We start from the raw sequence: 15,228 nt of genomic DNA, 5'->3' as shown, positions 1-15,228 counted from the left end.
TAATGATTGAGTCAAAGTCGATTATTCGTTCCTTAGCTTTACAAGCAACTTGTGAACCAGTTCTGGATTAATACTATTTTTTTAATAGGTTTATGGCGAGATAACTAAGGATGTTGATAAAAGGTTAGGCGGTTTACACAATGGCTGATTTTACTAAGCTCTAGATGCTTATTCTCAACCTTTGGAATGCACCATTTGATAGCAAGGAAAAGAAGCGGATAACCTAGGCTATTGTCTTCTTAGTTTTTATTTATTAGTTACTCACTCTTTTTAAGTTTATAACTATAGTTAATCAAGCGTTACTGAAAAATAAAATGTTCTAAGCAGCAAGAAGGAGAGAGCGTTATGTCTAACGAAGGTAAGTGTCCTTTTAATCATGGTGCCGCAGGTGCAAACCAATCATCTGGCCGTGGTACATCCAATAAAGACTGGTGGCCGAATCAGTTGAATTTAAATATTCTGCACCAGCATTCCCCAAAATCTAACCCAATGGGCGAAGATTTTGATTACACCAAAGAGTTTAATAGCTTGGATCTTGACTCACTTCGTCAAGATTTGTTCGCACTGATGACGGACTCTCAAGATTGGTGGCCTGCCGATTACGGTCACTATGGTCCATTTTTTATCCGTATGGCTTGGCACAGTGCAGGTACTTATCGTACGGCTGATGGTCGTGGTGGCGCGACGTCAGGTACTCAGCGTTTTGCACCATTAAACAGCTGGCCAGATAACGTTAACTTAGACAAAGCACGCCGTTTACTTTGGCCTATTAAGCAAAAATACGGCCGTAAGATCTCTTGGGCAGATTTGATGATCTTAGCGGGTAACTGTGCATTAGAATCCATGGGCTTCAAAACTTTTGGCTTTGCTGGTGGTCGCGTAGACGTATGGCAACCAGAAGAAGACATTTACTGGGGAACCGAGAAAACGTGGTTGGATGACGAGCGTTACACTGGTGATCGAGAGCTTGAAAACCCGTTGGCAGCCGTTCAAATGGGTTTAATTTATGTTAACCCAGAAGGTCCAGAAGGCAAACCAGATACACTGGCTTCAGCTCGTGATATTCGCGACACTTTTGAGCGTATGGCGATGAACGACGAAGAAACCGTTGCCTTGATTGCTGGCGGTCACACTTTTGGTAAAGCCCACGGTGCAGGTGATGCGGCTCAAGTTGGCGCTGATCCAGAAGCGGCGGGTATTACTGAGCAAGGTTTTGGCTGGAACAACAGTATGGGCACGGGTAAAGGTGTCGATACGATTTCTAGTGGTCTTGAAGGTGCGTGGACGAAGAGCCCAATTGCTTGGGACAACGGCTACTTTGAAAACTTGTTTGAATATGATTGGGAATTAACCAAAAGCCCAGCAGGTGCGTGGCAGTGGACTCCAAAAGGCGGCGCAGCGGCAGGTTCTGTTCCAGATGCTCACGATTCATCTAAACGTCATGCGCCAATTATGTTTACATCCGATTTGGCATTGCGTGATGATCCAATTTACGCACCAATTTCTAAACGTTTTTATGAAAATCCAGACCAACTTGCCGATGCGTTTGCTCGTGCTTGGTACAAATTGACTCACCGTGATATGGGACCAGTGGCTCGATACCTTGGGCCTTTGGTGCCACAAGAAGAGTTGGTATGGCAGGATCCAATTCCAGCGGTAACATATGTATCAGTTAATGATCAAGATATCGCCGATCTAAAAGCACAAATCCAAGCGTCTGGTTTGAGTGTTGCTCAATTAGTATCGACGGCTTGGGCCTCTGCATCGACTTACCGTGGTTCAGATATGCGTGGCGGTGCCAACGGCGCTCGTATTCGTTTGGCGCCACAAAAAGATTGGGCAGTAAATCAGCCAGAACAACTTGCTAAAGTATTGTCTGTTTTAGAAGGTATTCAAACCCAGTTCAATAGCCAAAGTTCAACTAAGCAAGTTTCTATTGCTGACTTGATTGTCTTGGGTGGATCGGTTGGTGTTGAGCAAGCAGCAAAAGCAGCCGGTCATGATGTGGCTGTGCCATTTACGCCAGGTCGTGCGGATGCTTCTCAAGAGCAAACTGATTTGGAATCCTTTGCTTTCCTAGAGCCTGCTGCAGATGGCTTCCGTAACTACTTGAAAGGTAAGTACACGGTCTCTGCTGAAGAAATGTTAGTAGACAGAGCGCAATTACTAACCCTTTCAGCACCAGAAATGACAGTGTTGTTAGGTGGTTTACGAGTGCTAAATGCCAATGTGGGTCAATCTCAGCATGGTGTTTTGACTCAGAAGCCAGAAACGCTAAGCAATGATTTCTTTGTAAATTTATTGGACATGGGAATCAAATGGTTTGCTACTTCTGAAGAAGAGGAGGAGTTCCAAGGTCGTGACCGTACAACCGGTAAGATCTTATGGACTGCAACACGTGCGGATCTAGTGTTTGGCTCCAACTCTCAGCTTCGTGCGATTGCCGAGGTGTATGCTTGCTCTGATTCACAAGCACGTTTTGTGAAAGACTTTGTTGCAGCGTGGACCAAAGTAATGGAACTGGACCGTTTCGATCTAGCTTAATCTCTTAGTTTCATAGTTGAGCATTACCAACACCAACCCCGCATTTCGAATGGAATGCGGGGTTTTTTAGCATTTCGGTTTAAAAAATACCCATTTCAATAATAAAAAATAGTAAAGCTGGCACTTTAAGTGCTGCTGTTATAAATTCACTGATTTTCATTTAGTTGCAATAATTGCATGCCACTTTGTTGTAGCGAAAATCACATGGAAGCGCGAACGCGGTTTGAATTTTATAAAATAGGTAATGAAAGAATGAAGGTATCCCACAAGGTTGTATTATGTGCATCCGTCGTCGTTGTTTTAGCATTCTCACTGTATTCGTGGTTGCAATACAGCAGTCTAAGAAGTGCGTTATTGGAAAAAACGACCACGAGTACTCAGGAAAGCAGTAAAGCATTGGCTTTGCAGGTAGATAACTGGTTACAAAACAAAATAAATTTGATTGAAGTTATTGCTCAAACGGTAAACGCAAATTTTAGCCAAGAGACGATTCAGCAAGCGTTTGATGCTCCCATTAATCAGCAAGAATTTTTATTATTGTTTGGTGGCTTGGATACAAGCGAGCGTCGTATTACCAATAATCCTGAGTGGGACCCACCAGGCTGGGACGCTCGTAAACGTCCTTGGTATAGTGTGGCACAACAACATAAGCAAGCGGTATTAACGCAACCATACCCTGATTCTGTAACAGGCGAGATCTTGATCTCAGCTGTGGCTGCTTTTCGTGATCAAGGCACTTTTAAAGGGGCATTTGGTGGTGATATAAGCCTTAAAACAGTTTCTGACTCAGTAAATGCGCTTAACTTTAATAATACTGGCTATGCATTTTTATTGAGTAAGGATGGAAAAATCATTAGTCATCCTAATGCGGCTTTAAACGGTAAGTCGGTTACCAATTTACTTCAAGGCGGTGTACCAACATTAAGTACAGACTTGGTTGAAAAACAGCTTGCAGATGGCACGCCAGTGTATGTGTCTTTCAGCCCATTACCTAATTTGTACGGTTCAGATTGGTATGTCGGTGTGGTATTAGATGAAGATAAATTATTCGCTAGCGTGCGAGAATTTGGGTGGGTCGCTTTTTGGGGAACATTAATCGCTGCCTTACTTGTTTCTATCGTGCTGTACTTTGTTGTGACTCGTTTATTACAGCCGCTCCGAGCTTTGCATGAATCTTTAGAGGAAATTAATGGTGGGCAAGGCGATTTAACTAAGCGTCTGGCGATTACCAGCGATGATGAATTTGGTCATGTATCAGGTGAATTTAATAAGTTTATTGACTATTTACAGCGCTTAATTAGCGAGGTGAAAAGTCAATCTCGCCATATACGTGAGAATACAGATAAGACAGCAGCATCTTCTGTGGAATCTTCTAAACAACTTTATACTCAGCTTAATGAACTAGATCAACTGGCGACGGCAATGCATGAAATGTCGGCCACCGCGCATGATGTAGCGGATAATGCGCAAACAGCAGCAAGTCGAGCAAATCAAGCCGATGTTGCAGCAAAAGAAGGTGAAGTCATTGTTGATCAAACGACAACGTCTATTGCTCAACTGACAGAGCAAATGGGTGATGTAGTCACGACTATTAATGACTTGGTAAGTTACAGTGACAACATAGAATCGATTTTGACCGTTATCACTGACATTGCTGATCAAACGAATTTGTTGGCATTGAATGCGGCGATTGAAGCGGCACGCGCTGGTGAGCAAGGTCGAGGATTTGCGGTAGTAGCAGATGAAGTTCGGACGTTGGCGTCAAAAACGCAAGAATCTACAGAGCAAATCAAGAAAATGATCCAGCAGCTACAGACAGGGGTAAGGGATGCAGAAAAAGTTATCCTAGAAAACCGCGATAATGCGAATGGAACACAACGTCTTGCAGACCAGGCGAAAATATCATTGGATGCAATTCGTTCGAGTATCATTGAAATCAATGAAATGACGATTCAAATTGCCGCGGCCGCTGAAGAGCAAAGTGCAACATCTAATGAGATTAATCGTAATACCACGAATATTCGTGATATTAGCCAATCTGTTTCTGATGCTGCACAAGGGCAATCTGTACTATGTGAAACCATGGTTGAAATTACCGTTGAGCAAGCAAGATCTTTAGATAAATTTAAAGTGTAGCTGTTTTTAGGTACCATCAAGGTGAGCTAGGCTTTTAGTCTTGCTCACCTTTTTTATGCAAATTACTGCTTTTATACAAGGGAAGGTAACAAAGAAGGAAATAATATCCTAATCACTTTTTTGTCATCCAATTCTAGTATGCTGATTTTTTATCAAAAAGTCGAACCTATGAAGTTTGAAGGCTTAAAAGCAATTGCGGTTGTTGATGGCGTAAAAGGTCTACTAGCCCTGTGTTTAGCGCTTAGTGTTAATGTTATCGCTAAGCAAGACCTGCATCAACTCGCGGCCCAGCTAATGCAAAACTGGCCCATCTCTCCAAACAATTATTACGTTAATTTGCTGTTAACTTTCGTTGAGAAAGTTATCCAGCAAGATCATGTATTGGTGATAATTATCGCCCTAATGTATGCCTGTTTCCGCTTTGTTATCGCCTATGGGTTATGGCATAAATTGCGCTGGACTGAGTGGTTCGCTTTCATCAGCGGCTCACTTTATATTCCCTTTGAGCTTTATGCTATTTACCAAAATCCTAGCCATGTTAACGTTGCTGTATTGCTGTTTAATTTAATCGTTGTGGCTTACTTGTATTGGGTGCTAAAGCGAGGAGAGAAAGCATTAGCGATGGCAACTAAATAGGAGGTATTTGAGGATTATGAATATTCGCCGTTATGAAGAAAAAGACAGAAAAGTGGTAATTGATCTATGGGAACAATGTGGTTTGCTTGCCTCTCAGAACGACCCAGATAAAGACATCGCTCGTAAGCTTAAGGTGGATGCCGATTTATTTCTTGTTGGCGTCGTCAATAATAGCGTGGTTGCTACGGTAATGGGAGGTTATGAAGGTCACCGAGGTTGGATTAACTATTTAGCTGTTAGCCCAGACCATCAAAGAAAAGGCTACGGACAATCAATTATGACAGCGGTTGAAGAATTAATCATTGCTAAAGGCTGTCCTAAAATAAATCTGCAAGTTCGTAATACGAATCAAACCGTCATCGAATTTTACAAAGCAATTGGCTATGGCAATGATGACGTTGTCGGCTTAGGAAAGCGCTTCGAACACGATAACTAATGTTTCCACTCTATTTGTTTGGTGTCGCCCATTTTACCATCGCTGTTGAGTCGATACGCTAAAGCGACAAGTAGGGTCTGTGCCAATGTCATAGAGGATGTTAGCGAACGAAACCCCAATACTTCCGCTTCTTTTATATCAAAACAAACGTCTGAAAGGGCGGCTAATGGGCTGATTTTGCTATCAGTAATAGCAATGACTTGAGCGCCTGCTTTGAATGCATATTCGCAGACATTAACGGTCTCTTTGGCATAAGGGCTAAATGCCGTCGCAATGATAACGTCGTTTTTGCGAATATTGCTGGCTTGCTCAATCAGCATTCCCCCACCGCCATCAATAAGGTGGGTCGTTTTATTTAAGTGTCTTAAGCTGTAAGCAAAGTAGCTTGAAATTGGAAATGCACGGCGTAAACCAATGAGGTAAATATTCTGCGCGTTTTCAAGCAAGTCGACTGCTTTGTTGAGCATTTCTTGAGAGAAGTGGTGGTTCATGTGGTTCATGGAAAATGCATTACTGCTACTGAACTCTTCTAGAATGTGCGAAGCATCAATCGTGGTACTGACAGTGCTTTTGCTCAACTTAACTCGCTCGCTATAGCTGGATGTCTGCTCAACGAGTGCTTGTCGAAACAGGTTTTGCATCTCGCTAAAGCCATTGTATTCAAAAGCTGCCGCAAAACGAACCAATGTAGAAGGGGGCACATCACATTGCTCAGCAAGACTTGCTACCGTTTCTAAAGCGACAGTATTAGGATGCTCTAGTAAAAAACGTGCTACTTGTTGTAAGCGTTTGCTTAAATCGTCGTAGTTTCGGCTAATGGCTTGCTGTAGTTGGTCAAGAGAAGTTGGTGCGCCCAAACAGTGGCTCCTAAAATTGTGATCTAGCTATGTATTTAACGACTCGCATTATAGCGATTTTTTATTATAAATACTTGCCGAGAGGTTGTGCTGAGGTCGTTGATGACCTCAGCTTTTGTTAATCAATAGATTTAACGGAATTCCCCCGCGTATTTTTCAACAAGCGCGATGTTGTCTTTGGTAATGAAACCAGGACCAGAGTTCACATCGTTACTTGGAATCAACCCGTAGCGCGTGTAAAGCGTTAAGAAGCTAATAGGTAAGTAACCTTGTAAGTAAGGTTGTTGGTCGATAGCAAAGTTAATTCGACCATCTTTAATGGCGGCCGAAATTTGCCCGCTCAAATCAAAAGTACCAAAATAAATGTTTTTCAGATTGCGATTTTTTTCCAATGCTCGCAACGTTGGATGAGCAGAGGTTGGCCCTAAGGTTAGGATTGCATCAGTATTTGGGTTCTTACGAAGGTAAGCCGATACTTTGGTTTCTACGTTGGTTGGATCGGATCCAGAGTCAATCATCTGGTTGCCAAGCTCAACACCTAGGCCTTTGGCAAACCCCATGCAACGTTCTACAGATGCTGGGTTGGTAATGTAGTGGTTAACACATAAGAAGGATTTTACTCCTTGCTTCTTCGCGCGCTGTCCAGCACCGAAGCCAGCGGCAAACTCAGGTTGCCCTACATGCAGTAGTGCGCCTAATGCTTTGGATTGCTCTTGTGTACCTGAATTCATGGTAATGAATGGAATGCCTTTTTTAGAGGCTTTCTCTAAAGGGCCTTCTAAGGTATCGAAATCTGCAATTGAAAGCACAATACCATCAGGGTTAGTCGCAACGGCTTGTTCGACGATTCTTGCCATATCAGCTAAATCGCCGGTTGGCGGGTTACGGTATTCAACGGTGACCTTCATGTCTGAAGCAGCTTGTTTTACCGCATTTTTAATCACGTTCCACCAAGAATCAGAATCAGGTGCATGGGAAATGAACACATAACGTTCACCTTCAGCGTGAGCCGCTGTGGGCATGGACATAACGCCTAGAGTCGCAGCGCCGGCGACGAGTATGGCTGTACCTTTCTTCAGGAATTTCTTCATTACGACTATCTCCGTTTCGTTTAATTATTTTTGTTATTACTTATTTTTGGATTTAGCAAATTCTAACTCTGATCTATTTTTGAGCAGAATTGGAATGATGTTAGAATGAATATTTCATAATTGCAATATTTCGAAATTTTTTATTCTGCAATGAGTTTTTTTACATAGTTAATTGTTTTTTATGGTTTTATTTTCATTTTATAAAGACTTTCTGATGTTTTTTGGGCAATTTATTTTGTATTTAATGTAAATTTTTATTTTGTCTATTGAATAAAATGAAATAAATATTCTATTATGGTTCCATTGTTGAAATGAAAAGACATTAAGCTCTATCGTGTTACTGAGTACGCTACTTAAAGAGCAATTTGTACGAGAATAAGAGACGTAACGAGTTGTTAGGCAAGTAGGGCTGCTCGCTAAACATGTTTAGAAATCACAAAAAAATAACTATAAAAAGTAAGGTGTGACGCTATGACTGATCAAACTCAATCGGTTGATTTATCTAAAATGGCAGAAGATAAATCAAGAGAAGAAAAATCAGCTGGAGATGAACGAGTTCGCAAGGTTCCCACGTGGAAGCGGTTGTTGCATCGGCCTGAATTTGGGGCGATTTCTGGTGCATTATTAGTGTTTGTTTTCTTTTTTATCACCGCAGGGGATTCCGGCATGTTTGCCTCCGATGGCATCATGAACTGGACAACCGTATCAGCACAATTAGGTTTGATTGCTATTAGTGCCTGTCTATTGATGATTGCAGGCGAGTTTGATTTGTCGATTGGTTCGATGATTGGTTTTGCTGGCATGATGATGACGATTCCTGCTGTTTATTGGGGGTGGCCAATCTGGGGGGCGATTCTTTTTGCTTTTGCTGGTGCCATGCTAATTGGTTTTCTGAATGGCTACATAGTTGTTAAGACTGGTTTGCCTTCTTTTATTGTGAGTCTTGCATTCCTTTTCATGTTGCGTGGTTTGACCATCGCGCTTTCTATTCTATTCACCAATCGCACCATAGTGGGCGGTATCGACAAATACGCCGATGGAGATTGGCTCGCCGCGGTGTTTGGCGGTGTCATTGGTAAAAGCCTGTTTGCCTGGTTCGCCAATATTGGCTTGATTAGTTCTTACGATGATGGCACTCCAGTGGTTGAAGGTATTCCAATGGTGATTGTTTGGTGTGTATTCCTAGCCGTCGTTGCAAGTTGGGTTCTATTGCGTACGAAATACGGTAACTGGATTTTTGCGACGGGTGGCGATGACAAAGCGGCGCGAAACGTTGGTGTGCCAGTTGATAAAGTCAAAATTTCTTTGTTCATGTTTACGGCATTCACCGCAACGGTTTACGCGGCTTGTCAGGTGTTTGAATTTGGTTCCGCATCCGCTGACCGCGGTGTTTTAAAAGAGTTCGAAGCCATTATTGCTGTGGTCATCGGTGGTGCGTTACTGACCGGTGGTTATGGTTCAGTCATTGGTGCGTGTTTTGGCGCCTTGATCTTTGGTGTCGTACAAATGGGCATCTTCTTCACCGGTATCGATTCAGATTGGTTCCGCGTGTTTTTGGGAGCCATGTTGTTAATCGCGGTTTTGTTCAATAACTACATTCGTAAAAAGGTAACAGAGGCCCGACATTAGCGGCGAGCCCGTACTCGAGTTGACTTTTTAGAATCAGAATTTAGGAGAACAAAATGAGCGAATTTATTATTGAATTAAAAAAAGTGAGCCGCTACTTCGGTTCAGTTATTGCCATCAAAGACATCGACATGAAGGTGAAACTGGGTGAAGTTCACTGTTTGCTAGGTGATAACGGCGCTGGTAAATCCACCTTGATCAAAACCCTAGCAGGTGTTCACGCACCAAGCGATGGTGAGTATTTGTTTGAAGGCAAACCAGTGGTGTTCGAATCACCAGTAGAAGCCCTTGATTCAGGTATTGCGACCGTTTATCAAGATCTTGCATTAGTGCCTTTAATGAGTGTGACACGTAACTTTTTTATGGGGCGAGAAATCACCAAAGGGCACGGCATTTTTAAGCGTTTTGATATTGAAACCGCTAATCAAATTGCTCAAAAAGGCATGGCCGAAATGGGCATTAATGTCCGTGACCCTTCCCAAGCGATTGGTACTATGTCAGGGGGGGAAAGGCAGTGTTTAGCGATTGCTCGTGCCATTCACTTTGGTGCCAAGGTGCTGATCCTTGATGAACCCACTGCGGCCCTTGGTGTGAAGCAATCTGCCAATGTTTTGAAGGTCGTGGCGAAAGCCAAAGCCAGAGGGTTGGCGGTGATTTTGATTACTCATAATGTCCATCATGCTTATCCTATTGCCGATCGTTTTACGTTATTGAATCGTGGGCAGAGCCTAGGTTCCTTTATGAAATCCGAAGTGAGCCGCGAAGACGTACTGGAAATGATGGCAGGCGGCCAAGAGTTGGATGAGCTGACGGCGGAACTGGAAGAATTTAGCCGTTTGGATGCCACCGCATAAGGGACGACATCATGACAAAAAAACAAATGCGTGTTGGTTTGGTGGGTTCAGGGTACATGGGCAAAGCTCATGCGATTGCTTATCGAAATGCAATGGCGGCTTTTGCCATTCCCCACAGTCAATTGCACTGCGAAATGTTAGCCGATGCCACGGCTGAATTAGCTAAAGCGAAGGCTTTGGAGTTAGGTTTTAACCGCTCAACAGGGGATTGGAAGGCCTTGATTAAGGATGTTGACATTGATGTGGTCGATATCTGCGCGCCGAACTTTTTGCATAAAGAAATCGCCTTGGCGGCCATTGCCGCCGGCAAGCATGTATACAGTGAAAAACCCTTAGCGCTAAACGCTGAAGACGCCAAAGAAATGACCGAAGCGGCCGAAAAAGCCAGTGTGAAAACACTGGTTGGCTTTAATTATATTAAGAATCCAACAGTGCAATTTGCTAAGCAATTAATTGCTCGTGGAGATATCGGCGAGGTGGTGCATTTTCGAGGTGTGTTCAACGAAGATTATCTTGCTGACGCCAATTTGCCCTTTAGCTGGCGTTTACAAAAGCAATTTGCGGGAACTGGAGCGCTGAATGATTTAGCTTCACATCTTGTGCAATTGGCCATTCATCTCGTCGCGCCGATAACATCATTGTGTGCCGATTTAAAAATCGTGCATCAACAACGTCCACTGGCTCCAACGCTCGACGATTCGAAACCCGGTGTTGGCGAAGTCGAAAACGACGACCAAGCGCATATGATGGTGCGTTTTGCCAATGGCGCCCAAGGTACATTAGAAGCATCACGTATCGCATGGGGGCGAAAAAATGGTTTATCGTTCGAAATTACAGGCACCAAAGGAAGTTTAATTTTCGACCAAGAAACCTTGTCTGAATTGTCTTTGTACATTGCTGAAGGTAATCCTCAGACTCAAGGATTTAAACGTATTTTAGTGGGACCGGAGCATCCGGATTATCAAGCTTTTTGCGTGTCTGCAGGCCATGGTTTAGGCTTCAACGATATGAAAGCCGTTGAAATTCGAGACTTGTTTCGAGGTGTTGTTAATGATGCGCCTTTATGGCCAGATTTTCGTGCTGCGACCCAGGTTAATATCATTCTCGACAGCGTGGTGGAATCCGTTGATAAAAAAGCTTGGGTCGAGGTAGAGCAATACGATGGAGATCAAAAATGAATAATAAAAAATTGGATGTTATTTGCTTAGGGCGTGCCGCGGTTGACCTATATTCGGAACAGATTGGTGCGCCATTAGAAGACGTGAGCAGTTTTAAAAAATACCTTGGTGGTTCGTCTTGTAATATCGCTTTTGGGACTTCTCGAATGGGGTTGAAGTCGGCCATGCTAACCCGTGTCGGTGACGAGCACATGGGGCGATTTGTACGTCAAGAGCTTGCGCGAGCGGGTGTGGATGTCTCTCATGTGGTGACTGACAAAGAACGCTTAACAGGCTTGGTGTTGCTTGGTATTAAAGACAAAGACACCTTTCCATTGATCTTTTATCGTGAAAATTGCGCGGACATGGCGATCAGTGAAAGCGATTTTAACGAAGCCTATATTGCTTCAGCAAAAGCCTTGTTGATTACTGGTACGCATTTTTCTACCAAAGGTACAGATCAAGCGGCTAGGACAGCGATCAAGTACGCCAAAGCCAATAATACAAAAGTGGTGGTCGACATCGATTATCGACCTGTATTGTGGGGGTTGACGGGGAAAGGTGAAGGCGAAAATCGTTTTGTATCAAACGACTCTGTCACTCAGCATTTGCTGTCTATTATGCCTTTGTGCGATTTGGTGGTGGGAACCGAAGAAGAGTTTCATATTGCTGGTGGCTGCGAAGATACCATTGAGTGCTTAAAGCGCATTCGTAAAGTGTCCTCTGCTGAGTTTGTGGTGAAGCGTGGCGCCTTGGGTTGTTCTGTTTTTAAAGGTGACATTCCTGACACCTTAGATGAAGGTGTCACTCGTTATGGTGTCACTGTGGATGTGCTGAACGTATTGGGCGCTGGCGATGCTTTTATGAGTGGTTATTTACGAGGCTGGATTCCGGGTGAAGCGACGGAGAATGCCTGTGACTACGCCAATGCGTGTGGTGCAATTGTGGTTTCTCGACATGGTTGTTCGCCTGCCATGCCTAGCTTGGAAGAGCTGGATTATTACTTGGCTAATCGCAATGATATTCCAAGACCTGACCTCGATCCCGTGTTGAACTATCTGCATCGTGTCACCACTCAGCGCATGTTGCGCGAAGATCCAACAAAAGCATGGCAAGACATGTGTATCTTAGCATTCGACCACAGACGCCAATTTGTCGATATGTGTCGTGAAGCGGGCGCGCCTTTGTCGCAAATACCGAAAGCAAAGAAATTGATTCTACAAGCGGCTTATCAAGGCGCTTCTATGTTAGAAGGTAAGGTTGGCGGTACGGGCATATTGGCGGATGGTACCTTTGCCCAAGATGTTTTAAACGATATTACTGGCAAAGATTTTTGGATCGCTCGACCAGTGGAATTACCAAGTAGCCGCCCATTGCGTTTCGAATTAGGCAATAACGTCGGGCAAGCGATTGCAACATGGCCAGCCAACCATATTGTGAAATGCTTGGTGTTTTATCATCCAGATGATGAAGTCAGTTTGCGTAATGAGCAAGAGAAAAAGGTCATGGATCTGTATCGTGCTTGCTGTACAACGGGCCATGAGTTACTGGTGGAGATCATTCCGCCTGTGGGGTCTGAAGTAAAAGACGATACCTTGCCACGTTCCATCGAGCGTTTTTATAACTTGGGGATTTTCCCAGATTGGTGGAAATTACCTTCTCCGAGTAAAGCTGCTTGGCAAAATATTGGCGACTTAATCAAGGCCCGAGCGCCGTATTGTCGAGGTGTCGTGCTGTTAGGCTTGGATGCGCCAGTAGACGCACTAAAAGCAGGCTTCGAAGCGGCCGCAGGACAAGACATTTGTAAGGGCTTTGCCATTGGCCGAACACTATTTTCTGAACCGGTTAAAGCTTGGTTAAGAAATGACATTGATGATGCCGTGTTTGTTGAGCGTGTAACGCAAAACTATTTAGAAATGAGTGCATTGTGGCAGCAGCGAAACGACAGCCAGATGATGAAAAGGAAGGAGGCATAATGGACACAATACGTTTAACAATGGCGCAAGCCTTGGTCAAACATTTGCAAGCGCAATTCACTGTGGTGGATGGTGTGGAAGTGCCTTTGTTTGGTGGTGCGTGGGCAATTTTTGGTCATGGCAATGTAGCTGGGATAGGCGAAGCCTTGGCGCAAGTCAAAGACGAGTTTACGACCTTTCGAGCTCATAATGAACAAGGCATGGCGCTAGCGGCTAGTTCCTACGCTAAGCAATATCGTCGCCAACGTATTATGGCCTGTACCTCTTCTATTGGTCCGGGAGCGCTTAATATGGTGACGGCTGCAGGCATGGCGATGGCGAATCGTTTACCTGTGCTGTTTTTGCCGGGGGATGTCTTTGCTACGAGAACGCCTGATCCAGTATTACAACAGGTCGAGCATTTTAATGACCCGACCATGTCTGTAAACGATTGTTTTCGCCCCGTATCGCGTTATTTCGACCGAATCAATCGACCAGAGCAGTTAATTACCAGCTTGCCAGTGGCGATCAATACCATGTTAGATCCAGCCACTTGCGGGCCAGCTACCTTGGCATTGCCGCAAGATGTGCAGACTATGGCGTTTGATTATCCTGTTAGTTTTTTTGCGAAAAAAGTTCATAAACCGCGTCGAAATCGCGCTGATCTGGATCAGCTAGCGGCGGCTATTACTGCGATTAAACAGGCAAAAAAACCACTGGTTTTACTTGGTGGCGGTGTGCATTACAGCTTGGCGCTTGAAGAAGCCACTGCCTTGATTGAGCAATGCCATATTCCCGCTTGTGAAACGCAAGCAGGCAAAGGTGCATTGCCTTGGGATCATGAATTTAATCTTGGTGCGGTGGGCGTAACGGGTTCAAGCGCTGCAAATGCTGCTGCGCAAGAAGCAGACTTAATCATCGCGATTGGCACGCGTTTGCAAGATTTTACTTCGGCATCGCGTACCTTGTTTGCCAATCCAGATCACATTTTATTAAGCATCAATGTCACGTCTTTTGATGCAGAAAAGCACAATGCTGTGCCTTTAATTGGCGATGCAAAAGTCACGTTGCAAGAGTTATTGGCCGAGGTTGAAGATTATCAAACGCCAGCGACTTGGAGTGATAAGGTGAAAGCCTTGAATCTTGATTGGCTCGCTGCAGTGGACCAAGTGACCGCCTTGCCAAAGCAAGCAAGCGATCATGATTATTTGCCAACCGACGCGAATGTCATTGGCGTGATTAATCGTTCTGCAACCGTTAATAGTACCTTAGTACAAGCCGCAGGTGGTTTGCCTGGCGAATTGCACAAGTTGTGGCGTACTTCGTCAGACCTTGGTTATCACGTGGAATACGGTTTTTCCTGTATGGGTTACGAGCTAGCGGGTGGGCTGGGTGTAAAAATGGCAACGCCTAATCGTGACGTGATTGTGATGGTGGGTGATGGCAGTTATTTGATGTTGAACTCTGAAATCGCCACGTCGGTGATGCTGGGCTTGAAGCTCATCATTGTTGTTTTGGATAACCGTGGCTACGCCTGTATCAATCGCTTGCAACAAGCCTGCGGTGGCGAGTCATTCAATAATTTATTGCAGCACTGCCATACCGTAGAAGCTGGCGCACCAAAGACCGACTTTGCTGCTCATGCCAAAGCTTTAGGGGCAAATTCCGAACAGGTCGCTTGTCTTGCCGATTTAGAACAAGCTCTAACGCGAGCCAGAGCCAGTAACAAAACCTATGTGATCGCAATCGATACGGACCCAATGCCAAGTACACAAGAAGGCGGTGCTTGGTGGGATGTGGCGGTGCCAGAAGTGTCGAGCCGTGAACAAGTGGTCGATGCCGTGCGTCAGTACAAAATAGCCAAACAACAGCAACCTTATTAATTTTCATTTTTACTTTAACTTTTAAATAGAAAGTAAAAAGTAGAAAAAAGAAC

At 44.2% G+C, this 15,228-nt stretch carries 11 protein-coding genes; 9 read left to right on the top strand and 2 right to left on the bottom strand.

Features of this window, described 5'->3' with window-relative positions:
• The first annotated feature begins 345 nt into the window (after nt 1–345).
• The 4 genes from katG (at nt 346) to KDW99_RS13285 (ending at nt 5,752) form a co-directional block, all read left to right on the top strand.
• The gene (gene katG / locus KDW99_RS13300; RefSeq protein ID WP_255825369.1) at nt 346–2,544 is read left to right on the top strand and encodes a catalase/peroxidase HPI; all 2,199 of its coding nucleotides are present in this window, start codon (nt 346–348) and stop codon (nt 2,542–2,544) included.
• Nucleotides 2,545–2,796: 252 nt separating this feature from the next.
• The gene (locus tag KDW99_RS13295) at nt 2,797–4,680 is read left to right on the top strand and encodes a methyl-accepting chemotaxis protein (protein WP_255825368.1); all 1,884 of its coding nucleotides are present in this window, start codon (nt 2,797–2,799) and stop codon (nt 4,678–4,680) included.
• Between the two features lie 168 nt (nt 4,681–4,848).
• Entirely contained in the window at nt 4,849–5,316 is a 468-nt protein-coding gene (locus KDW99_RS13290; protein ID WP_255825367.1) for a DUF2127 domain-containing protein, read from the top strand.
• A gap of 16 nt (nt 5,317–5,332) precedes the next feature.
• A complete protein-coding gene (locus KDW99_RS13285) occupies nt 5,333–5,752 on the top strand; it encodes a GNAT family acetyltransferase (RefSeq protein ID WP_255825366.1) in 420 nt (139 codons plus the stop codon).
• Here KDW99_RS13285 and KDW99_RS13280 read toward each other — a convergent pair.
• Together KDW99_RS13280 and KDW99_RS13275 are read right to left on the bottom strand one after the other, a co-directional pair.
• Nucleotides 5,749–6,609, bottom strand: a complete 861-nt coding sequence (locus KDW99_RS13280; protein WP_255825365.1) for a MurR/RpiR family transcriptional regulator — start codon at nt 6,607–6,609, stop codon at nt 5,749–5,751. The genes KDW99_RS13285 and KDW99_RS13280 overlap by 4 nt on opposite strands.
• Before the next feature lie 131 nt (nt 6,610–6,740).
• Complete coding sequence (locus KDW99_RS13275) at nt 6,741–7,700, bottom strand: sugar ABC transporter substrate-binding protein (RefSeq protein WP_255825363.1); 960 nt, start codon at nt 7,698–7,700, stop codon at nt 6,741–6,743.
• A 471-nt stretch (nt 7,701–8,171) separates the two neighbouring features.
• On the opposite strand from KDW99_RS13275, the gene KDW99_RS13270 reads away from it, so the two are divergent.
• From KDW99_RS13270 to iolD, 5 genes are read left to right on the top strand one after another with little or no spacing between them, the layout of a single operon-like run.
• Nucleotides 8,172–9,329, top strand: coding sequence for an ABC transporter permease (locus KDW99_RS13270; RefSeq protein WP_255825361.1), 1,158 nt, complete (start codon nt 8,172–8,174; stop codon nt 9,327–9,329).
• A 53-nt stretch (nt 9,330–9,382) separates the two neighbouring features.
• Nucleotides 9,383–10,180, top strand: coding sequence for an ATP-binding cassette domain-containing protein (locus KDW99_RS13265; RefSeq protein ID WP_255825360.1), 798 nt, complete (start codon nt 9,383–9,385; stop codon nt 10,178–10,180).
• Nucleotides 10,181–10,191: 11 nt separating this feature from the next.
• Entirely contained in the window at nt 10,192–11,358 is a 1,167-nt protein-coding gene (locus KDW99_RS13260; RefSeq protein WP_255825359.1) for a Gfo/Idh/MocA family protein, read from the top strand.
• Nucleotides 11,355–13,313, top strand: a complete 1,959-nt coding sequence (locus KDW99_RS13255; protein WP_255825358.1) for a bifunctional 5-dehydro-2-deoxygluconokinase/5-dehydro-2-deoxyphosphogluconate aldolase — start codon at nt 11,355–11,357, stop codon at nt 13,311–13,313. Before KDW99_RS13260 ends, KDW99_RS13255 begins: the two co-directional genes overlap by 4 nt.
• On the top strand, nt 13,313–15,175 hold the full coding sequence (iolD, locus tag KDW99_RS13250) for a 3D-(3,5/4)-trihydroxycyclohexane-1,2-dione acylhydrolase (decyclizing) (RefSeq protein WP_255825357.1): 1,863 nt from the start codon (nt 13,313–13,315) through the stop codon (nt 15,173–15,175). The genes KDW99_RS13255 and iolD overlap by 1 nt, the downstream gene beginning before the upstream one ends.
• Nucleotides 15,176–15,228 lie beyond the last annotated feature (53 nt).

Origin of the sequence: Marinomonas rhizomae, assembly GCF_024397855.1 — a bacterium.
In the GTDB taxonomy this organism is placed as follows: Bacteria; Pseudomonadota; Gammaproteobacteria; order Pseudomonadales; family Marinomonadaceae; genus Marinomonas; species Marinomonas rhizomae_A.
The sequence above is the reverse complement of the archived record's forward strand: the minus strand, read 5'-3'. Positions and strand labels throughout refer to the sequence as shown.